Origin of the sequence: Micromonospora sp. WMMD1102 (genome assembly GCF_029626265.1) — a bacterium.
GTDB lineage: Bacteria > Actinomycetota > Actinomycetes > Mycobacteriales > Micromonosporaceae > Plantactinospora.
Window position 1 is genome coordinate 2,392,501 of record NZ_JARUBN010000001.1, and the last position, 21,197, is coordinate 2,413,697.

16 protein-coding genes and 1 pseudogene are annotated in these 21,197 nt (G+C 72.2%); 3 read left to right on the top strand and 14 right to left on the bottom strand.

Annotation, left to right across the window (positions count from 1 at the left end):
* The first annotated feature begins 14 nt into the window (after positions 1-14).
* Complete coding sequence (locus O7626_RS41500; RefSeq protein WP_347404772.1) at positions 15-1,595, top strand: polysaccharide biosynthesis C-terminal domain-containing protein; 1,581 nt, start codon at positions 15-17, stop codon at positions 1,593-1,595.
* A gap of 96 nt (positions 1,596-1,691) precedes the next feature.
* On the opposite strand, the pseudogene O7626_RS41505 reads toward O7626_RS41500, so the two are convergent.
* From O7626_RS41505 to O7626_RS10740, 8 genes and pseudogenes are all read right to left on the bottom strand, one after another.
* Positions 1,692-2,168 (bottom strand): annotated as a pseudogene (locus O7626_RS41505) (class I SAM-dependent methyltransferase); the annotation flags it as partial.
* Complete coding sequence (locus O7626_RS10710) at positions 2,158-3,441, bottom strand: O-antigen ligase family protein (RefSeq protein WP_278066122.1); 1,284 nt, start codon at positions 3,439-3,441, stop codon at positions 2,158-2,160. The pseudogene O7626_RS41505 and the gene O7626_RS10710, both read right to left, overlap by 11 nt.
* Positions 3,442-3,655: 214 nt before the next feature.
* On the bottom strand, positions 3,656-5,095 hold the full coding sequence (locus tag O7626_RS10715) for a glycosyltransferase (RefSeq protein WP_278061006.1): 1,440 nt from the start codon (positions 5,093-5,095) through the stop codon (positions 3,656-3,658).
* The gene (locus tag O7626_RS10720) at positions 5,092-5,739 is read right to left on the bottom strand and encodes an acetyltransferase (RefSeq protein ID WP_278061007.1); all 648 of its coding nucleotides are present in this window, start codon (positions 5,737-5,739) and stop codon (positions 5,092-5,094) included. The genes O7626_RS10715 and O7626_RS10720 overlap by 4 nt, the downstream gene beginning before the upstream one ends.
* Positions 5,736-6,398: a sugar transferase gene (locus tag O7626_RS10725; RefSeq protein ID WP_278061008.1), complete on the bottom strand. Its 663-nt coding sequence runs from the start codon at positions 6,396-6,398 to the stop codon at positions 5,736-5,738. The genes O7626_RS10720 and O7626_RS10725 overlap by 4 nt, the downstream gene beginning before the upstream one ends.
* Positions 6,395-7,528: an aminotransferase class I/II-fold pyridoxal phosphate-dependent enzyme gene (locus O7626_RS10730; protein WP_278061009.1), complete on the bottom strand. Its 1,134-nt coding sequence runs from the start codon at positions 7,526-7,528 to the stop codon at positions 6,395-6,397. The genes O7626_RS10725 and O7626_RS10730 overlap by 4 nt, the downstream gene beginning before the upstream one ends.
* Positions 7,529-7,780: 252 nt before the next feature.
* On the bottom strand, positions 7,781-9,424 hold the full coding sequence (locus O7626_RS10735; protein WP_278061010.1) for an ATP-binding protein: 1,644 nt from the start codon (positions 9,422-9,424) through the stop codon (positions 7,781-7,783).
* Positions 9,421-10,191 (bottom strand): response regulator transcription factor, encoded by a 771-nt coding sequence (locus O7626_RS10740; RefSeq protein ID WP_278061011.1) that lies wholly within the window; start codon positions 10,189-10,191, stop codon positions 9,421-9,423. Before O7626_RS10740 ends, O7626_RS10735 begins: the two co-directional genes overlap by 4 nt.
* 237 nt (positions 10,192-10,428) lie before the next feature.
* Between O7626_RS10740 and O7626_RS10745 the strand changes: the two genes are divergently transcribed.
* Positions 10,429-11,460 (top strand): DUF389 domain-containing protein, encoded by a 1,032-nt coding sequence (locus O7626_RS10745; RefSeq protein WP_278061012.1) that lies wholly within the window; start codon positions 10,429-10,431, stop codon positions 11,458-11,460.
* 73 nt (positions 11,461-11,533) lie between these two features.
* Here O7626_RS10745 and O7626_RS10750 read toward each other — a convergent pair whose 3' ends face one another.
* Both O7626_RS10750 and O7626_RS10755 read right to left on the bottom strand, forming a co-directional pair.
* The gene (locus O7626_RS10750) at positions 11,534-14,044 is read right to left on the bottom strand and encodes a Tex family protein (protein WP_278061013.1); all 2,511 of its coding nucleotides are present in this window, start codon (positions 14,042-14,044) and stop codon (positions 11,534-11,536) included.
* Between the two features lie 157 nt (positions 14,045-14,201).
* Positions 14,202-14,861 carry a GPP34 family phosphoprotein gene (locus tag O7626_RS10755; RefSeq protein WP_278061014.1) on the bottom strand — a complete coding sequence of 220 codons (660 nt, stop codon included), beginning with the start codon at positions 14,859-14,861 and terminating at the stop codon, positions 14,202-14,204.
* Between the two features lie 216 nt (positions 14,862-15,077).
* Between O7626_RS10755 and O7626_RS10760 the strand changes: the two genes are divergently transcribed.
* The gene (locus O7626_RS10760; protein ID WP_278061015.1) at positions 15,078-16,607 is read left to right on the top strand and encodes an APC family permease; all 1,530 of its coding nucleotides are present in this window, start codon (positions 15,078-15,080) and stop codon (positions 16,605-16,607) included.
* Positions 16,608-16,617: 10 nt separating this feature from the next.
* Here O7626_RS10760 and O7626_RS10765 read toward each other — a convergent pair whose 3' ends face one another.
* The 4 genes from O7626_RS10765 to O7626_RS10780 all read right to left on the bottom strand — a co-directional run bounded on the left by O7626_RS10765 (position 16,618) and on the right by O7626_RS10780 (position 21,133).
* On the bottom strand, positions 16,618-17,634 hold the full coding sequence (locus O7626_RS10765) for a serine hydrolase (RefSeq protein WP_278061016.1): 1,017 nt from the start codon (positions 17,632-17,634) through the stop codon (positions 16,618-16,620).
* A gap of 78 nt (positions 17,635-17,712) precedes the next feature.
* The gene (locus O7626_RS10770; protein WP_278061017.1) at positions 17,713-18,474 is read right to left on the bottom strand and encodes a succinate dehydrogenase/fumarate reductase iron-sulfur subunit; all 762 of its coding nucleotides are present in this window, start codon (positions 18,472-18,474) and stop codon (positions 17,713-17,715) included.
* Entirely contained in the window at positions 18,471-20,408 is a 1,938-nt protein-coding gene (locus O7626_RS10775; RefSeq protein ID WP_278066123.1) for a fumarate reductase/succinate dehydrogenase flavoprotein subunit, read from the bottom strand. Before O7626_RS10775 ends, O7626_RS10770 begins: the two co-directional genes overlap by 4 nt.
* Before the next feature lie 35 nt (positions 20,409-20,443).
* Positions 20,444-21,133 (bottom strand): succinate dehydrogenase cytochrome b subunit, encoded by a 690-nt coding sequence (locus tag O7626_RS10780; protein ID WP_278061018.1) that lies wholly within the window; start codon positions 21,131-21,133, stop codon positions 20,444-20,446.
* Positions 21,134-21,197: the final 64 nt, after the last annotated feature.

Sequence of the window (21,197 nt, forward strand, 5' to 3'; positions counted from 1 at the left end):
GCCGGAGGTCGACGGTGGGCCAGGCGACCTGGAACGCTGTCGCCCGCGTCCTGGTGCTCGGCCTCAACGCGGCGAGCGGAGTCCTGGTGGCCCGTGCGCTGCTGCCGGAGGGGCGCGGCGTGACGGCGCTGGTGATCGCGACCGCGACCACCACGATCGCGCTCGGCTATCTCTCCGTGGAACAGTCGCACGTCCGGCTCTGGGCCGGCCGCCGGGACGAGATCCTCGCCAACAGCGTCCTGCTCGGACCCACGGTCGGCGTCCTGGCCGCGCTCGGCAGCGCCCTGCTGCTCTGGGCGGGGACCTGGTTCGGCATCACCGTCGCGAGCCCGGAACTGCTGGCCATGGCACTGGCGTCGGTGCCGGCCGGCATAACCGCGCTCTATCTCAACGGCGCCCTGACCCTGGACGCGCAGATCGCCCTGGTCACCCGCTCCATGCTGTACGTCGCCGTCCTCCAGTTCGGCGCGACGGCGCTGCTCGCGGCGGCGGGCTGGCTCACGCCCGGCTGGGTGGTGGCGATCTGGAGTGCCTCCTCGGCCTCGGCGCTCCTGGTGCTGCTCGCCCGGGAACGCCCGCGGCTGAGGTTCTGGAATCCCGGCCTGGCCCGGCGGGCGATCTCGCTGGGCCTACGCTTCCATCCGGGTTCCGCCGCGCTGAACCTGACCCTGCGCCTGGACGTCTTCATCCTCGGCGCGCTCACCTCGTCGGCTGCCGTCGGTCTCTACGCCCTGGCGGTGACGGTCGGCGGATTCGCCCGCATCCCGGCCGAGGCCGTCCGCGGGGTGTTCCTGTCCCGCCAGGCCGAGGGTGAACTCGGCGACGCCGTCGAGGCGACCACCCGGGCCACCCGGATTTCGACCCTGCTGGCCGCGATCTCCGTCGGCGGGCTCTGCGCGACCGCACCGGTCCTGATCCCGCTCGCGTACGGCGTCGCGTTCGCCGACAGCGTCCGGGCGATGTACGCGCTCGGACCGGGGCTCTTTCTCATGCACGCCGGCCGGCAGATCGGCGCCTACCTGATCCGGTGTGACCGGCCCCTCGTCGTCTCGGCGTTTCCCACGGCGGCGCTCGGGGTGAACATCGTGCTCAACCTGGTGTTGATTCCGCGCTGGGGCATCGTCGGCTGTGCTCTGGCCGCCTCGGTCAGCTATGCCGTCCTGACCCTGGCGCAGGTGGTCCGGTTCTGCCGGATGACCGGTGTGCGGTGGCGGCGCCTGTTGCCGGCGGCGGCCGAGATCGCGATGCTCCGGCAGTTGCTGCCCGGCGCGACCGGACCGGGCCGGATGCTCCGGACCGGCGGCCTGGGCCGGGCGGCCCGGCGGCGGGCGCGGGGGTCAGCCGCCACCGCGCCGCCGGAACACGAACTCGTTGCAGCCCAGGTCTCCGCCACAGGTGCTGAGCTCGACCAGCTCGAAGCCCCGGTCCCGGAAGAACCGGAAGATCTGCTCCGGCCGGGCCACCTCGAACGGGTACCCGCCGACCCAGTCGACCAGGTCGTGGCGTCGGGACATGCCCCGGCGGATCGGTCGGGGCGGGAACTGCCGGGGCATGACCAGCTGGAGGAGCTTCCGGAGCGGAACTCGCCGGTATAGGTAACCGGTGCTGAGGCCGAGCAGCAACAGCCGGCCGAGCCGGCCGGACGAGTTGTAGTGGCGCTTGACCCAGCGCCAGACCCGGCTCGCGGGACCCTGGTCGTTGTAGATCGACACGAAGAGCCGGCCGCCCGGCCGGGTCAGGTCGACGGCCGCAGCCAGCGCCTGCCACATGTTCCCGGTGTGGTGCAGCACCCCCCAGGAGTAGACGACGTCGAACTGGCCCAGGCTGGCGGTGTACGACCGGTCGAGGATGGAACCCTGCTCGACGACCCAGTCGGCACCGGGCGAGTACCGTTGCCGGAGTGCCATGGTGGCCGCGACCGAGTCGGGGTCGAAGTCGAATGAGTGCACGGTGGCGCCGAGGCGCTGCGCTGCCAGGGAGAAGAGCCCGCTGCCGCAGCCGATGTCGAGGAACGACCTGCCGGCGAGGTCCGGGACGTCGAGCGCCCGGGTCAACGAGGCGGTCGCCGAGGCGATCCGGTCGTCGTCCATCACCTGGACGAACGACTTCCAGTTGGCGCCGAAGCCGAACCGCTGCCCGGCGGCGACTTCGCTCCTGCTATCGAGCATGGTTTTCCTCCCTGTTCGGGTGCGGACGCGGGGCTGGGCCGTCGGCGGCCGTGTGACGTCGGTCGGCGAGCAGACAGCCGAGGCAGATCCAGAACCCGACGATGGCGACCGGACAGACGAGCACGTTGGCGAACGCCAGGGTCACCGCTCCGGCCGCCACGGCGGCGCGCAGTGGGGTGAGCAGCGCGTTGCCGCGAACGACGAGTCCGGCGATCACGAGGGTGACCAGGAGCAGCGCCGCCGGAATGCCGGCCTCCGCCGCCAGGCCGAGGTAATCGTTGTGGGTCTTGAGGAATCGGCCCACCTCGGGATAGTTCAGGGCGTAGTAGGGGAACATGCGGTAGCCGATGCCGTTGAACGGATGTTCGGCAATGGCGTTGATCGTCGCGCTCAGCACGCCGGCCCGGCCGGAGTCGTCGGTGAGCTGCGACATCGGGCGTTCGTCGAAGACCACCGTCCAGATGGGTTTCCGGAACACGTAGACGACGGCGGCCAGGAGTCCGCTGAGCGCTATCCCGATCATCTGCTGGCGCACCGGACGGTTCGAGATCAGGGCGACCAGCACGCCGGCCGCCGCCGCCAGGATTCCGGCCCTGGACTGGGTCTGCTGCACCGCCACGAGGGCGACCACCGCCGGAGCGAGATAGGCCAGCCGGCGGGGCTGGCGCGCGAGAGCGACGCTCGCACCCACCGACGGGGCCGCCACCGCGGCCAGATAGTTGGAGTTGATACCGAGGGCCTCCAGCCGACCACCGTTGTAGTGCCCCCTGAGCAGTGCGTAGGCGCCGACGATGCCGCCGGTCAGCGCCACCAGCCGGGCGACGTCGGCCGGGTTCGGCGGCCACACGGTGACCGCGGCCAGCAGGAACAGGCCGCCGACGATCACGATCAGGTGGCTGAGCCCGGAGAACCTGCCGGGCAGGTCCGGTGCCCAGGCGTTGTCCCGGGTCATCGTGCTGAGCAGGAGAAGTCCGGTGAGTGCGGCGGCGCAGAACGCGGGCCAACCCGGCCGGAGCGGGCGGGCCCGTCTGACCTGTGACCGCAGGGTCGGCACCAGCAGCAGACCGACGGCGAGGCTGACCAGCAGGACCCCTCGTAGGTCGTCGGCCACGGACGCGAGGTGGGCCACGCTGAGCGGTAGCACGGAGAGGATGAGCAGGTCGGGGCGGCCCAGCACGATCGGGACGGCTGCGGCGGCCAGCACGGCCAGGGCCGAGGTGACGGGATGCGCGACCGCCAGGGCCCCGGCGAGGCACCCGGCCGCCAGCGACACCAACGGCCAGATCGGACCCTGACGGGCGCGGATCGGCATGGTGGACCGACCGACCGGAATGGACGGCGCCGGTAATGTCTGCGACCTCAGGTAAGCCGTCACTCAGCACCCTCCGGCCGTGACCTGCAACGTCAGTGGGATATCGGGACAAATAAGGATAATAGTCGTCACCTGACGCATCGGATGCTCATATCGCGAATGCGGTCGAGCGCATTCAGGAGAGCCAGTGCGGTCCTGTTCGGCCACTGGAAAAATCGAGAGAGTTTTCCTCGTCCGCGCTTCTTCCCGGGCTGCCGGCCCGGCCGGCGCCTGATCCGTCAGCGCCGTCCCCGCCGTCCGCACAGTCCTCGCCCCTGGCCACCTGTTCGAGGATGTCGGCCACCCGGACGGCGGCTCTCCGGTTGTCGAACAGCCGCAGGGCACGCTCGCGGGCACGGTTCCCCCGCGCTCGCAGCCGGCCAGCCTCGAACTCGCGGTACGCGGTCTCCAGCGCCGAGGCCAGGGCCGGCACATCGCCCCGGGGGACCACCCAGCCGGACTCCTCGTCGACGGTCTCGGGAAGCCCACCCGCGTCGCTGACGATGCTCGGCAGGTTCATCGCGCTTGCCTCGCAGGCGGCCCCGTGGCCCTCCGAGAGGGACGGACTGACGCTCAGGTCGGCGGCCTCGTAACAGGGTCGGACGTCCGACATCGACTCGACCCAGGTGACGCTCGGGTCCGCCTGGAGGCCGAACCGGCGGACGAGTTCGCGTCGATGGGCTTCACCCGCGGCGGTCCACCCGCCCCCGACCAGCAGTAGACGCGACCGGGGATGCCGGGCGTGGAAGACACGCCAGGCGGCCAGGAGGACGTCGTGACCCTTGATGGCCCGCCCGTTGTGTGCGAGCCGCTTCGGCGGATAGACGTACGCCACCATCACCGCGAGGAACGCGTCCTGGTCGATGCCGAGCTCGGCACGCGTCTTCGCCCGTACCTCCTCGCGGGTCGCCGTTGCGACCGTGCCGGAGAGGTCGCGCTGGCCCCCGGCCCAGGACGGCGCGAACCGTCCCGCATCCACCCCGTAGGTCGCCACCGGACGGCGGACGGCCGGACAGCCGAGCTCCCCGTAACGCCGTGAGGTGTGCGCGGTGCCGCAGATGGTGGCGTGGTCCAGTCGCCACAGCAGCCGCTCGACCGGCCGGATCAGCGCGGACTCGAGGAAGAGCGGGCCGGCGACCATGTGCACCCGGCGTACCGGCAGTCCCAGGGTGCTCAGCCGGGCGGCGAGGGCCGACGCGTAGAGGTGGTAGTGCAGCACGTCCGGCCGGAGCCGGCGGACGAGGCGACGCAGCCGCCACAGGCCGCTCAGCGTGGCCGGACGCGGTCGGAATCCGAAGTCGAACGGGGAGTCGACGACCTGGAAGCCGTTGCGGGTCAGTTCGGCGGTCAACCGGCCGGGACCGGGAGGCAGGACCACGAGGACCTCGTGTCCCCGTCGGCGGAGTTCCGTCACCTGCGGGAGGATCCACAACCCCCCGCTGTTCGTCTTCAACAGGACCACGACCCGCAGCCGCTGCCGGGCCGCACCGTGGTCGTCCGGTCCAGGCTCCAACTGCGCGGGCGGGCCCTGCCCGGCCGGCCGGGCAGCGCCGGGTTCGTCGCGATGGGTGTTCACCTGGCCGGTACCCCCTTGACGACCAGGCCCGCCGGGACGTCCCGGACGACGCAGGCGCCGGCGCCGACCACGCTGCCGGCGCCGACCCGCAGGCCCTGGAGCACGGCGGCCGTCGTGCCGATCAGCACGCCCGGCTCCAGTACGCAGTTGCCGGAGACCGCGGCCAGCGGGTTCACCGAGACGTAGTCCGCCAGCACGCTGTCGTGGCCCACGGTGCAGTTCTGGTTCAGGTGGACGTGGCGCCCGAGCCGGACGTTCGTCGTGACGCGGGCACCGGCGAACACCACCACGCCGTCCCCGACGGTGTTCCCGACCCCGAGCGTCGCTGCCGGGTGCACCAGGACCGCCCCCGGCAGCCGGTAGGCGTCGACGCGGTCGCCCAGGTCGCGCCGGACCCGCGGATCGCCGACGCCGAGGACGACGTGGGTGCCTGCCGGGGCGTCGCGCAACCAGCTCACCGGCCCGAGGTACTCGACGTCGAGGCGCTGCACCTGCTTGAGGTTCGACTCCGCCGGGCGGTCGTCCACGAAGCCACGCAGCCGCCAGTGCCGCTGCACCGGGGTCACCTCGTTCACCGCCCGGACGATCCCGACGATCTCCCGGCCGTGCCCGCCGCAGCCGACGATCACGACGTCGACGCTCACCGCCGCACCTCCGGCCCCGGGCCGGCCCGGCCGGCACCGACGAGCGTCCGGCGCGTGCCGAGGAACTCGGGCATGGTGGCGTCGCCTTCGGCCGTGATGCCGTGCCGGCGCAGTACCCGGGCGACCGTCTTCAGCAGGATGCGCAGGTCGAGACCGAGGCAGCGCCGGTCGACGTACCAGACGTCGTGGCTGAACCGCTCCTCCCAGCTGATGGCATTGCGGCCGTTGACCTGCGCCAGGCCGGTGATGCCGGGCCGGACCTCGTGCCGGCGGGCCTGCTGCGGCGTGTACCTGTCGAGATAGGTCGGCAGCAGTGGGCGCGGCCCGACCAGGCTCATGTCCCCGCGACAGACGTTCCACAGGGTCGGCAACTCGTCCAGGCTGGTGGCGCGGAGCCAGGACCCCAGCCGGGTCAGCCGCTCGGCGTCGCCGACCCGGCCCGGCCCGACGGCATGCATGGTGCGGAACTTGTAGAGGACGAACGGCCTGCCGTGCCGGCCCGGTCTGACCTGGCGGAACAGCACCGGCCGGCCCAGCGCCAGTACGACGGCACCGGCCACCGCGACGATGACGGGTGCGAGGAGCAGCAGCATGGCGGCGGCGACGACCGCGTCCAGTACCCGCTTCGACCGGTCGTACCGGCGCCGCCCGAGGCTCACGCGGGTACTCCCAGGAAGTCCGCTGTCGTGCGGAGCACGTACTCGATCTCGGGTTCGGTCAGTCCGGAGCCGCTGGGCAGGGCGAGGCCGGTGCCGAAGAGCCGCTCCGCGACGCCGGTGAGGATGCTGCGCTGGCCGGCGAAGGCGGGTTGCAGGTGCATCGGTTTCCACACCGGCCGGGTCTCGATCTGGGCGGCGGCGAGATGGGTGGCGAGTTCCGCCGCCTGCCAGCCGGCCTGGACCGGGTCGACGACGATGCAGGTCAGCCAGTTGTTGGCCCCCGGGTCATGCTCCCCGAGCAGCCGTACTCCCGGCACCGCGCCGAACAGCGTCGCGTACCGTCGCCGCAGCTCGCGGCGCCGATTGATCATGAGATCGAGCCGGCGCACCTGCGCTCGGCCGACGGCGGCCAGCAGGTTGCTGAGGCGGTAGTTGTACCCCGTCTCGGTGTGTTCGTAGTAGGGCAGCGGCTGCCGAGCCTGGGTGGAGAGATAGCGGCAGCGCTCGACCAGGGCCAGATCGTCCGAGACGAGCATCCCGCCGCCGGAGGTGGTGACGATCTTGTTGCCGTTGAACGAGAGCACCCCGGCGTGCCCGAACGAGCCGGCCGGCTGTCCGCCCCGGGTGGCGCCGAGCGCCTCTGCCGCGTCCTCCAGCACCGGCACTCCGGCGGCGTCGCAGACCGGCAGCAGCCGGGCGTAGTCGGCGCAGCTGCCGAAGAGGTCCACCGGAACCACCGCCGACACCCGCCGCCCGGCCGCCTCGAACTCCTTGAGCAGGGTGGCGAGCAGGTCGACGTCGATGTTGCCGTCGCCCGGGTCGCAGTCCACGAAGACAGGTTCGGCGCCGGTGTAGCGGACCGCGTTGGCGGTGGCGACGAAGGTCAGGGTGGGCACGACGACGACGGTTCCGGGACCGGCCCCGAGACCCAGCAGGCCCAGGTGGAGTGCGGCGGTGCCGGAACTCAGCGCGACCGCACCGGCCACACCGACCCGGTCGGCGACCTCCCGCTCGAAGCCGTCGATCTCCGGGCCGACGGGCGCGACCCAACCCGACCGCAGCGCGCGCAGCAGGTACGACTCCTCCAACGGCCCGACGTCGGGCGCGGAGAGATAGATCTTGGCGTTCACCGGCCCTGACCGGGCACCGCGCGTCGCTGCTGGCCACCGGGATCGTCGGCGCTCACGATAGGTCCTCCGTTCACGGACGTACGACGGGAAGATGTCGCCGGACCGCTGTCGGCGATGTCGTGCAGGTCTTCCGTCAAGGTGAACGTCGGGTGCCGCCCGTCGGTGACGAACAGAAAGAGGATTCGGCTCCGCCTCCGGTGGCGAGACCGCGTTCAAGAGGACGGGACCGCGGTCGGGAACGTGGGACCGTGGTCAGGAGCGCGGGATCGGCAGCGTGATGGTGAAGGTGGTGCCGGCCCCGACTTCGCTGCTGACCCGGATGACCCCGCCGTGGTCGGTGACGATCTGCCGGACGATGGCCAGACCCAGGCCACTGCCGCCGGTCTTCCGGCCGCGCGCCGAGTCGGCCCGCCAGAACCGGTCGAAGACGTACGGCAGCGCCTCCGGCGTGATCCCGGAACCGCTGTCGGCGACCCGGATCAGCGCCGAGTCGCCCTCCCGGTGCAGGGTGAGCGCCACCTGCCCGCCCCTGGCGGTGGCCCGGAACGCGTTCGTGAGCAGGTTTCCGACCACCTGCCGCAGCCGGTCGGGATCGGCGTGCACGGTCACCGGTTCGGCGGCGAGGGTCAGGGTCACCCCGGCCGCGTCGGCGCCGGCCCGGTGTGCGGTACGGCAGGTCTCCAGCAGTTCGGCCAGGTCGACGGTTGCCCGGTGGTACGCCAGGCTGCCCGCCTCGGCCAGGGCGAGATCCTGGAGGTCGTCGACGATCCGCTGCTGGAGTACCGCCTCCTCGTGCAGCGAGGCGAACAACTCCGGGTCGGGGTCGATCACCCCGTCGGAGAGCGCCTCCAGATAGCCGCGCAGGTTGGCCAGTGGCGTACGCAGCTCGTGCGCCACGTCGGCGACCAGCCGGCGCTGGCGTTCCTCGCCGCGCTGCAACGAGTCCGCCATCCGGTTGAACGACCGGGCCAGGGTGGCGATCTCGTCGTTGCCCCGCACCGGCACCCGGCTGGTCAGGTCGCCCCGGCCGAGTCGCTGGGAGGCGGCGGTCAGGATCCCGATCGGCCGGAGCACGCGGTGGCTGAGCAGGGTGGTCGCGATGATCGCCACCGCTGCCACCCCGCCGGCGGCGGCCAGCAGCGGGCCGACCACCAGCGCCCGGTCGCCCTCGGTGCCGACCCCGAGGATGACCCGGGCCGGCTCCGGCGCGACCTCCGCGATCCGGGCGTTGAACGCCTCCGCCAGGCAGTAGTCGCGCGGGTCGCCGGGCGCGGTGTCGGGGCACGCGGCGGAGAGCTCCGCCAGGTCGGCCCGGTTCGCCTGCTCGGACTGGACAGCCAGCTCCGAGCAGTTCCGGGCCAGCTTGGGGTTCGTCGAGGCGGCCGCGGTCATGTCGTACTGGGGTATGCCGAACCGGTCGGGCAACTGGGTGGGTTCGACGCCGTTGCGGGTCAGGCAGGCGGCGAACCGGACACCGGTGCGGTACCGGTACAGCTCCTTGGCGGCGGTTTCCGCCGGGTCGGCGTCCAGCCCGGCCAGGTCGAGCGTGGGGCGGGGATTGACGTAGCCGACCACGGTGCCGAGTTCGCGTACCGCCTCGTCCGGGCGTGCCTCGCGGTCGGTGTCCACCAGCACCCAGCCGGAGTCGGCGACCAGGTGGATGCGTTGCCCGGTCTGCGCGCCGAGTCGCACCACCAGGTCGCGGACCCGCTCCCAGGTGCCGTGCCGGCGGCCGTAGTCGCTGAGTGCGGCGGCAACCTGGTCCAGCGAGGCGGCGGCGGCGCCGGACTCGTCGATCTGCCGGGACGCCTGCCGGAGTACCAGCCAGAGGGTCGCGGCGGTCGCACTCACCGCGACCAGCATCACCAGGCCGAGCACCCGTAACCGGAAGCTCACGCCACCCCGTCCGCCCCGGCGGCGGCGTCGGCCCGCCCCCGTTCCCCGGCGGCGGCGTCCTGGCGTCCCCGCTCCCCGCCGGGCTGCTCGGCCAGCCGGTAGCCCCGGCCGAAGACGGTCTGCACGTAGTGCGGCTCGGCCGGGTCGTCCTCGATCTTGCGGCGCAGGTTCATCACGTGCGCGTCGACGGTCCGTTCCAGGACGTAGTGGTCGAAGCCGAAGGCCCGGTCGATGATCTGGGCCCGGGTGAACGCCCGGCCCGGCTCGCCGGCGAGCACCTCCAGGATGCCGAACTCCTTGGCGGTGAGCGTGACCAGCCGACCGTTGATCCGCACCTCGAACCGGCCCGGGTCGACCTCCAGGTCACCGACCCGGAGCACCGCCTGGTTGCCGGCACTCACCGCCCCCGAGCGACGCAGCAGGGCACGGACCCGGGCGGCCAGTTCCCGTGGGCTGTACGGCTTGGTCAGGTAGTCGTCGGCGCCGATGTCCAGCCCGAGCAGTACGTCGTCCTCGGTGGTCCGGGCGGTCAGCAGCAGGATCGGTAGGTTGGACTCGGCCCGCAGGATGCGGCAGACGTCGAGCCCGTCCAGCACCGGCATCATCACGTCCAGCACCACGAGGTCGGGGCGGCGGGCGCGGACCTGCTCCAGGGCGGCCCGCCCGTCACCGACGACGAGCACGCTGTGGCCCTCCCGTTCGAGATAGACCCGGACCAGGTTGGCCTGCTTCGGGTCGTCCTCGGCGACCAGTATCCGCGCGCTCATGGGGCTCCATTCTGCCTGCTTCCGGCGGGATCGATTAGAGCCCCGCAACGGTGAAGAAGTGATAAGCCGCTGTCCGGAAACGGTCAACCGTCGGCCCTCATCCACAGGTCACACCTTCCTGACCGGTTCCGCTCATCTCGCCGCCGACCGCCGCGACAGGTCGAAACAGCCTCCGAGACGCCAGCCGGCCGCCCGGTCGGGGTGGAGCCGCAGCGGGGCGGGGTGCAGGATGGCGACGTGCTGCACCTGAGGATCATCGTGCCCGTCGACCGGTCCGCGGCGGTTCAGGAACTGCTCGCCGCCGATCCCGCCGTGGCGCACGTCATAGTGCTGCCCGGCGCCGCCCGGATGCCGGCCGGTGACGTGGTGCTCTGCGACGTCGTCCGGGAGGGCGCCGACGAGGTACTGGAGGCGTTGCGCGACCTCGGCGTGCACCACTCCGGCGGGGTGGTCGGGGACGGCGTCGACGTCACCCTCTCGGCCGCCGCCGACCGGGCCGCCCGGGCGGCTCCGGGGCTCGGCACCGACGCGGTGGTCTGGGACGAGATCGCCCAGAAGACGGGGGAGGAGACCCAGCTGTCGGTGACGTACCTGCTGCTGATCACCCTGGCCACCGTCATAGCCGGCATCGCGGTCCTGCTCGACCAGCCGATCCTGATCATCGGTGCGATGGTGGTGGGTCCGGAGTTCGGGCCGCTCGCGGCGCTCTGCGTGGCGTTGCTGCGCTGGCGCCGGTCGGTCATCCGGCGCTCGCTGCTGGCGCTGGGTGTCGGATTCCTCACGGCGGTGGCGGTGACCGTGCTCAGCACCTGGACGCTGACCGCCGTCGACCTGCTCGACCGGTCGATGCTGCTCGCCGAGCGGCCGATGACCGACTTCATCTGGCGGCCCGACGCGCTCTCCTGGGTGGTCGGCTTCCTGGCCGGGGTGGCCGGGATGCTCTCGGTCACCTCGAACCGGTCCGGTTCGCTGGTCGGGGTGCTGATCTCGGTGACCACCGTCCCGGCCGCCGGGAACGTCGCGGTCGCGCTCGGCTACGGCGTCTTCGAGGAGGCGTTCGGCTCACTCGTCCAGTTGCTGATCAACCTCTGCGCGATCGTCGCGGCCGGCGTGCTGACGCTGCTCGTGCAGCGGATCTGGTGGGGGCGGGTCAGCGCGTTCCGGGCACCGGCCTGGATCCGGCGGGGCAGCTCCGCGCCGGCTCCCCGCAACGACGCCGACCCGGCCGGCCGACCCCACTCCGTCCCGGACCGTACCGGCGGCGGCTGAACCCGGGCGGCGGCTGAACCCGGGCGGACCGTACCGACCGACCGCTGGCCGGCCGGGGCGGTCCGCCGGAGAACTACCGTCGGTTGCCGTCCAGCCCCTTGTCCAGCCCGGCCCGGCGCAGGGCGTCGGCCAGCGCACCGCCGCCGAAGCCGCCACCCTGGCCGCCGCCCGACCGTCCGCCGCCCGACCGTCCGGCACCCGATTGGCCGCCACCGGACCGGTTTCCGCCGCCGGCACCGCCGCGCCCCTGGCGCGGCTGGCTCGGCCGGTCGCCGCCCCGGTCCCGCGCCGGTCGCGGCTCGGCCTCGTCCTCCAGCCGCAGGGTGAGGGAGATTCGCTTCCGGGGTACGTCCACGTCCAGCACCTTCACCCGGACCACGTCACCGGACTTGACCACGTCGCGCGGGTCCTTGACGAAGGTCCGGGACATCGCGGAGACGTGGACCAGCCCGTCCTGGTGCACCCCGACGTCCACGAACGCGCCGAACGCGGCGACGTTGGTGACCACGCCCTCCAGCAGCATCCCCGGCACGAGGTCGCCGATCTTCTCCACCCCCTCGGCGAAGGTGGCGGTCCGGAACGCCGGTCGGGGGTCCCGGCCCGGCTTCTCCAGCTCCCTGAGGATGTCGGTCACGGTCGGCAGCCCGAAGGTGTCGTCGACGAACTCGTTCGGCCTGAGCTTGCGCAGCACCGCCGTCCGGCCGATCAGCGCGGAGAGGTCGCCGCCGGTGCTGGCCAGGATCCGCCGGACCACCGGGTACGCCTCGGGGTGCACGCTGGAGGCGTCCAGCGGGTCGTCGCCGCCGGGGATGCGCAGGAAGCCGGCGCACTGCTCGAACGCCTTCGGGCCGAGCCGGGCCACCTGCTTGAGCGCCTGTCGGGTCCGGAACGGGCCGTTGGCGTCCCGGTGCAGCACGATGTTCTCGGCCAGCCCGGCGCCGATCCCGGAGACCCGGGTCAGCAGGGGCGCGGAGGCGGTGTTCACGTCCACCCCGACACCGTTCACGCAGTCCTCCACCACGGCGTCCAGCGAGCGGGAGAGCTTCACCTCGGAGAGGTCGTGCTGGTACTGCCCGACGCCGATCGACCGCGGGTCGATCTTGACCAGCTCGGCAAGCGGGTCCTGGAGCCGGCGGGCGATCGAGACCGCGCCGCGCAGTGAGACGTCCAGGCCGGGCAGCTCCTGCGAGGCGTACTCCGAGGCGGAGTAGACCGAGGCGCCGGCCTCGGAGACCACGATCTTGGTCAGGTCCAGGTCGGCGTACCGCTTGATCAGGTCGCCGGCCAGCTTGTCGGTCTCCCGGGAGGCGGTGCCGTTGCCGATCGCCACCAGCTCGACCTTGTGCGCCCGGGCCAGCCTGGCCAGCGTCTCGATCGAGGCGTCCCACTGCCGGCGCGGCTCGTGCGGGTAGATCGTGTCGGTCGCCACCACCTTGCCGGTCGCGTCCACCACCGCCACCTTCACCCCGGTGCGTAGCCCTGGGTCCAGCCCCATGGTCGGGCGGGTACCGGCCGGCGCGGCGAGCAGCAGGTCACGCAGGTTCGTCGCGAAGACGCGTACCGCCTCGTCCTCGGCCACCTGCCAGAGCCGCATCCGCAGGTCGGCGCCGAGGTGGATGAGGATCCGGGTGCGCCACGCCCAGCGCACCGTGTCGGCGAGCCAGCGGTCCGCCGGCCGTCCCCGGTCGGCCACCCCGAACCGGGCGGCGATCTCCTGCTCGTACCGGCTCGGCCCGACCGGGGCGTCCTCGGGGGCGGGCGCCTCCTCCGGGTCCATGGTCAGGTCGAGCACGCCCTCCTTCTCACCCCGGAACATCGCCAGGATCCGGTGCGAGGGCAGCCTGGTGTATGGCTCGGCGAAGTCGAAGTAGTCGGCGAACTTGGCCCCGGCCTCCTGCTGGCCGTCGCGTACCCGGGCGACCAGCCGGCCCCGCGACCACATCGTCTCGCGCAGCGAACCGATCAGGTCGGCGTCCTCGGCGAAGCGCTCCACCAGGATCGACCGGGCGCCGTCCAGCGCGCCGGTCGGGTCGGCCACCCCGGCGTCCGGGTTGACGAAGCCGGCCGCCACCGTGCGGGGGTCCTGCGACGGGTCGGCCAGCAGCGTCTCGGCCAGCGGCTCCAGACCGGCCTCCCGGGCGATCTGTGCCTTGGTCCGCCGCTTCGGCTTGTAGGGCAGGTAGATGTCCTCCAGCCGGGCCTTGGAGTCGGCGGCCATGATCTGCGCTTCGAGCGCGTCGTCCAGCTTGCCCTGGCCCCGGATCGACTCCAGCACCGCCGCCCGGCGCTCCTCCAGCTCCCGCAGGTAGCGCAGCCGCTCCTCCAGGGTGCGCAGCTGGGTGTCGTCGAGCGACTCGGTGGCCTCCTTGCGGTAGCGGGCGATGAACGGCACCGTCGACCCGCCGTCGAGCAGGTCCACCGCGGCCCGTACCTGCCGCTCGTGTACGCCGAGTTCCTCGGCGATCCGCTGGTGCACAGAGCGCGGCTGCGCAGAGGTTGTCACGTCCTGTTCCGCCTTCTCCACTCGGTTGCGCCAGCGCCCGCCACCGGGCTCGGCGCTGGGCGTCTGGGTGCCGGCAAGCATTGTGCCGCACCCACCCGACAGCCCGCCGACGACGGCACCGGGCCGACCGCGCTGTCGCGTCGACCGCACTGTCGCGTCGACCGCGATCCCGGGCGACCGCGCTGTCGCGTCGACCGGGATTCCGGGTCGAGGACGGCGTGGCGCCGACCGAGGCAGGTCAGCGGCGTACGGTGAGCGCACTGGCGGCGACGGCCGCGTCGACCGCGTTGAGCAGGTCGCCGAGTTCCGTCGGGAGCAGCCGCCGGCCCGCCGCGATCCGCTCGGTCACGATCGCCCGGTCGGCCGGGATCAACGCCCGGACCAGTCCGGCGGCCCGGACCAGCCCGGCCAGCGTCGCGGTGCGGGCGTCCAGCGGCTGCTCGGAGCGCTCCAGGATGGCGTTGAGCCGGACCCGGGGCCGGGCCACCCGGTTCGGGTCCAGCCCGGGGAAGCGCAGCGTGGTGCGCAGGTTCAGCCCGCGCGCGGTCATCCGGCGTACCGCACCGGCGCTGACCAGCCGGTCGCCGACGTGGTCCCGGACCCGGGGGGCGAGGAACTCCAGCCAGGAGCGGGCCTGGTGGCCGTCGCCGCGGCGTACCATCTCGGCCAGCACCCGGTCGGTCACCGGCTCGCGCCAGGCCCGGTCGTCGGCGACGTAGACGGCGGACTGGACCAGGGTGATCCGGCTGTCGAAGAGCAGCTCGGCGAGGAGCGCCCCGCAGAGGGCCGCATCCACCAGGGCAGCCGCCGCGAGGAGCTTTCCGCTGTAGTCATCGTGTGCGATGAGGAACAACTCGTCGGCCAGCCGTTCGGCCGGTTGGCCCGGGTAATTGGTCATCGTCATCCTCGCACCGGCCGGCTGGCGTGCCGGGTCGGCCACTACGCAATGTCGATGGAGGACGGTACGGCATGCACACTTTCCGTTCAACCCGCCCTGGCCGTACGTGTTCGGTACTTGTGGTCGATCGATGGCTTGTCGCGCCGCGTGATCGCCCATAACCTCTCCGATGTCGACCGTGAGTCCTGTCTCAATCCGCCCGAGGGAGACCGACACATGTCATCGGATTCCTCCCCGGACACCGGCCTGCGCCGGGGACGCCTGGGCACGGTCCACCTCGTCTTCTTCACCGTCGCCGCGTCGGCACCGCTGACCGTGCTCGGCGGCGGCATCACCACGATGTACGCCGTCAGCGGCAACGTGGGCGCCGCGCTCGCCTTCCTGCTGCTCGCCGCCGTGCTGGGGGTGTTCGCGGTCGGCTACGCCGCGATGAGCCGGTTCGTCGGCAACGCCGGTGCCTTCTACTCCTGGATCGCCAACGGGCTGGGCCGGGTGGCCGGGGTCGGCGCCTCCTTCGTCGCGCTGGCCTCCTACAACGCCATCCAGATCGGGCTGTACGGGCTCTTCGGCGCCGTCCTGGACGCCTTCGTCACGACGAAGTTCGGCGTCGACCGGCCGTGGTGGGTCTGGGCCCTGGCCGGCCTGGCGGTGGTGGGGGTCCTCGGGGTGCTCCAGGTCGACCTGAACGCCACGGTCCTGGCCGTAGTTCTCCTGCTGGAATGCCTCGCGGTCGTCGTCTTCGACGTGGTGGCGTTCCGGAACCCGGCCGGCGGCAGCGTCACCCTCGCCGGGCTCGATCCGGGCAACCTCTTCGCGGCGGGGCTCGGTGCGGTGTTCGCGCTGGGCATCGCGAGCTTCACCGGGTTCGAGTCCGGGGCGCTCTACGGCGAGGAGGTCCGGGACCCCCGCCGCACGGTGGCCCGGGCCACCTACGTCGCGGTGGCCTTCACCGGTGCCTTCTACGCGCTCTCCGCCTGGGCACTGACCGTGCTGACCGGCCCGGAGAACGCGCAGGCGGCCACGGCCGGGGACGGTCCGGGGGTGGTCTTCGGCAGCCTGGGCGCACATGCCGGCGGCACCGTGGCGGACGTGGCGAACCTGGTCTTCATCACCTCGGTGCTGGCCGCCCTGCTGTCGTTCCACAACGCCGTCGCCCGGTACCTGTTCGCCCTGGGCCGGGAGCGGGTGCTGCCGGCCTTCCTCAGCCGGACCGGCGCGCGGACCGGGGCCCCGGCGGGCGGCTCGCTGGCCCAGACGGTGCTGGCCCTCGGCGCGGTGCTGGCCTTCGTGCTGGCCGGCCGGGATCCGGTGCTCGACCTCTTCACCTGGCTCAGCGGTCTCTCGGCGGTCGGGGTGGTGCTGCTGATGACCCTCACCTCCGCCTCGGTGCTGGGCTTCTTCCACCGCCGCCCCGAGGCCGGGGTGAACGCCTGGCAGCGGCTGGTCGCACCGGCCCTGGCCACCGTGCTGCTGCTCGCCGTCCTGGTGGTGCTGCTGGTGAACTTCGACGCGCTGCTCGCGCCCGGCAACCCGGGCTACCTGGCGTGGCTGCTGCCCGGGGTCACCCTGGTCGCCGCGCTGCTCGGGCTCGGCTGGGGCCTGCTGCTCCGGGCGAGGCGTCCGGCCGTCTACGAGGCCGTCGGCCGGGGAGCGGTCGATCCGCCGGCCGCCGAGACCCCGGAGCCCGCCCCGACCGTCGACCTGTCCCGCTCCGCTGACCTGACCCGGTCTGCTGACCTGCCTTGACCCGCTGAACTCAGCCGCCGTTGGACGGCGTGTACTTCCTCGGCCGGCGGGACGGCAGGGAGAGGTTAGCCAGCCCGTCGACCGCGTCGAGAAAGGCGGGGCCCATCGCTGCCCGGGCCTGCACCGCCGGATGGGTCGAGCCGAAGTTGTCCGGGTCGGCCTGCCCGTCGGCGAAGAGCACGTACGTCAGCACCGGCGCGCCGGCCGGGTTGAAGATCAGCCCTGCCTCGTGCCGGGCGTTGCCGAACCAGCCCGCCTTGGTGGCGATCCGGCCCCGCTGCGCCGACGACATGTTGCGGCGGATGCCGTCGGTGAACGCGATCGGCGCGCGGAGCTGGTGCAGCAGGAAGTTCGTGGAGGTGGCGGAGAGCAGGGTGCCCCGGACCAGTGCCTGGAGCAGGTCGTGGGTCTCCCGGGCGGTGCTGGTGCCGAGGAAGAACCGGTTCGGGTTGGCGACCGGCTCGACCTGGGTCTTCGGGAAGCCCTTCGCGACGAGGATCTGGTTGAGTTCGGCGGCCGGGCAGACCAGCCCGCAGAGCCGTACGGCGGTGTCGTCGGAGACGGTGAGCAGTGCCGCGAGGACGTGGCCGAGGGTCACCGAGCTGGGGTAGGCGCCGTCCAGGCTGAAGATGCCGTCGCCGTTCGGCACCACGATCGACGAGGTGACCTCGACCCGCTGGTCCAGGGTGAGCAGTCCCCGGTCCACCTTGTCCAGTACCGCCGTGGCAACCGCGATCTTGTTCACGCTGTACGCCTCGACGACCGTGTCCGGGTTCTCCCGTACCGCCGGCAGCGGCGTCGGGCCCGTCCCGCTGGCGACGCTCAGGTATGCGTACCAGTTGCCGCCGGCCTTCGTCTTCTCCCGGCGGTAGATCGCGGCGACCTGGTCCGCGCGGGCCCGGTCGGGGGTTTCGAGCCCCTGGCCGCTGTTCGGCGCGGCCATCGCCTGGGTGGCGGTGCCGAGTACGACGCCGGCGGTGGCGGCGCTGCCGACGCCCAGTGCGGTCCTGCGATTCACCCTGCTCACCAGTGCTCTCCCATCGCCAGGGTCGGGTTGCCTGCCGACCGGTAACGATAGGCGACTCTGGCGGGGACCGCCGGCCCGTCAGGTGCCGGGTGCGCCGTCCCGCTCCCGGGTGGCCTTCAGGTAGTCCCGGTTGAGCCGGCCGATGCTGGTCAACGGGATCCCCTTAGGACAGACGGCGGTGCACTCGCCGATGTTCGTGCAGCCGCCGAAGCCGGCCTCGTCGTGCGCGTCGACCATCCCGACGACCCGGGTGAGGCGTTCCGGCTGGCCCTGCGGCAGCAGGCTCAGGTGGCTGACCTTGGCGGCGGTGAAGAGCATCGCCGAACCGTTCGGGCAGGCGGCGACGCAGGCGCCGCAGCCGATGCAGGCGGCCGACTCGAAGGCGGCGTCCGCGTCGGACTTGCGGACCAGTTGGGCGTGCGCCTCCGGCGCGGCACCGGTCGGCGCGGTGACGTACCCGCCGGCCGCGATGATCCGGTCGAACGCGGCCCGGTCCACCACCAGGTCCTTGACCACGGGGAACGCCCTGGCCCGCCACGGCTCGATGTCGATGGTCTGGCCGTCGGCGAAGTGTCGCATGTGGAGCTGGCAGGCGGTGGTGGCCCGTTCCGGCCCGTGTGCCACGCCGTTGATCACCATGCCGCAGGCGCCGCAGATGCCCTCCCGGCAGTCGTGGTCGAAGGCGACCGGTTCCTCGCCGTCGAGGGTGAGCCGTTCGTTGAGTACGTCGAGCATCTCCAGGAACGACATGTCGGGGGAGACGTCCGGAACCTGGTAGCTGACCATCCGGCCCTTGTCGTCCGGGCCGGACTGCCGCCAGATCCGCAGGGTCAAATTCACTTGTAACTCCGCTGGGTGGGGTGTACGTACTCGAATTGCAGGTCTTCCCGGTGCAGCACCGGCGGCCGGTCGGCGCCGGTGAACTCCCAGGCCGCGACGTACCCGAAGCTGTCGTCGTCGCGCTGCGCCTCGCCGTCGGCGGTCTGGCTCTCGGCCCGGAAGTGCCCGCCGGCCGACTCGGTACGATGCAGCGCGTCGACGCACATCAGTTCGGCCAGCTCGAAGAAGTCGGCGACCCGGCCGGCCTTCTCCAGCGCCTGGTTGAGCCCCTCGCCGTCGCCGGGGACCCGGACCCGCTGCCAGAACTGCTCGCGCAGGCCGCGGATCTCGGCCAGCGCCTTGCGCAGCCCGGCGTCGGTCCGCTCCATGCCACAGTGGTCCCACATGATCTGGCCCAGCTCGCGGTGGAACGAGTCGACGGTCCGGTCGCCCTGGCAGGCGAGCAGCCGGTTCAGCCGGTCGGTGACGTCGTCCCGGGCGGACACCACCTCCGGGTGGTCGTCGGTGAGCGCCTCGAACGGGCCGGCGGCGAGGTAGTCGGCGATGGTGCTGGGCAGCACGAAGTAGCCGTCGGCGAGGCCCTGCATCAGCGCCGAGGCGCCGAGCCGGTTGGCGCCGTGGTCGGAGAAGTTCGCCTCGCCGATCACGAACAGGCCGGGGATGGTCGACTGGAGGTCGTAGTCGACCCAGAGCCCGCCCATCGTGTAGTGCACCGCCGGATAGATCCGCATCGGCACCTCGTACGGGTCCTCGCCGGTGATCCGCTGGTACATCTCGAAGAGGTTGCCGTACCGCTCGGCGATGGTGGACCGGCCCAGCCGGTCGATCGCGTCGGCGAAGTCGAGATAGACGCCGAGCCCGGTCGCCCCGACGCCTCTGCCTGCGTCACAGACGTTCTTGGCGGCCCGGGAGGCGATGTCCCGGGGGACCAGGTTGCCGAAGGCCGGGTACGCCCGCTCCAGGAAGTAGTCCCGTTCCGCCTCCGGGATCTGCCGGGGCGGGCGGTCGTCACCGGCCGTCGCCGGCACCCAGACCCGGCCGTCGTTGCGCAGCGACTCGCTCATCAGGGTCAGCTTCGACTGGTGGTCGCCGGAGACCGGGATGCAGGTCGGGTGGATCTGCGTGTAGCAGGGGTTGGCGAAGAGCGCGCCCTTGCGGTGGGCCCGCCAGGTGGCGGTGACGTTGCAGCCCTTGGCGTTCGTGGAGAGGTAGAAGACGTTGCCGTACCCGCCGGAGGCGAGCACCACGGCGTCGGCGAAGTCGGTCGTGATCTCGCCGGTGACCAGGTCCCGGACCACGATGCCCCGGGCCCGGCCGTCGACCACGATCAGCTCCAGCATCTCGTGCCGGCTGTGCATCTCGACCCGGCCCTGCCCGATCTGCCGCTCCAACGCCTGGTACGCCCCGAGCAGCAACTGCTGGCCCGTCTGCCCCCGGGCGTAGAAGGTGCGCTGCACCTGGGCGCCGCCGAACGAGCGGGTGTCGAGCAGCCCGCCGTACTCCCGGGCGAACGGCACGCCCTGGGCCACCGCCTGGTCGATGATCTCCACCGAGACCTCGGCGAGCCGGCGTACGTTCGACTCCCGGGACCGGAAGTCGCCGCCCTTGACGGTGTCGTAGAAGAGTCGCTGGATCGAGTCGCCGTCGTTGCGGTAGTTCTTGGCGGCGTTGATGCCGCCCTGGGCGGCGATCGAGTGTGCCCGGCGCGGGCTGTCCTGGTAGCAGTACGACCTGACCCGGTAGCCCTGCTCGCCGAGCGTGGCGGCGGCCGCGCCGCCGGCCAGCCCGGTGCCGACCACGATCACGGTCAGCTTGCGCCGGTTGGCCGGGTTGACCAGCTTGGCGGAGAACCGGCGGCGCTGCCAGCGGGTCTCGATCGGCCCGTCCGGGGCCTTGGTGTCGGCGATCGGCTCGCCGATGGTGAACAGGTCCAGCCCGTTGGGCGGGTTTTCTTCGGTGGGGTTCGTCATCAGCGCACCAATCCGGCGAGTACGGCGAAGGGGACGACCAGGTATCCGGCGCAGAGTGCGACGGCGAAACCGAGCGAGAGCGCCCGGGCCCGGGACTCGCCCCGGGGGGTCTGCTGTCCGAGGCTGCGGAACGCGCTGAACATGCCGTGCCGCAGGTGGAAGCCGAGGGTGACGATCGCGACGGTGTAGAGCAGGGTGACGTACCAGCGCTCGGGTGCGAAGTCGGCGGCCACGTTCGCGTACGGCCGGCTCGGGTCGCCGACCGGGTTCAGGTCGCCGGTGGTCAGGTCGAGCAGGTGGTAGACGACGAAGAGCGCGATGATCACCCCGCCCCAGCGCATCGTCCGGGCCGCGTAACTACCCTGCACCTTCGGCCGGTGCGCGTACCGGACGGGCCGGGCCGCCCGGGCCCGCCGGGCCAGTACGGTGGCCGACCAGATGTGCGCGACGAGCGCGACGCCGAGCACGGCGCGCTGGATCCAGAGATACCAGGTGTCCGGCAGCACGGGGGCGCCGATGGTGCGCAGCCAGTGCGCGTAGTGGTCGAACGACTCGGCGCCGAAGAAGATCTTCAGGTTGCCGAGCATGTGCGCGATCAGGAAGAGCACCAGCAGGATGCCGGTCACCGCCATCACGGCCTTGAGCCCGATGCTGGACCGGATCGGCGATCGCGTCGATACAGCTGTCACCTCACAGACGCTAGGAGAGCTCTGATTAGTCGTCCAATGCATCGAAGGCGCAGTTACGATAGCT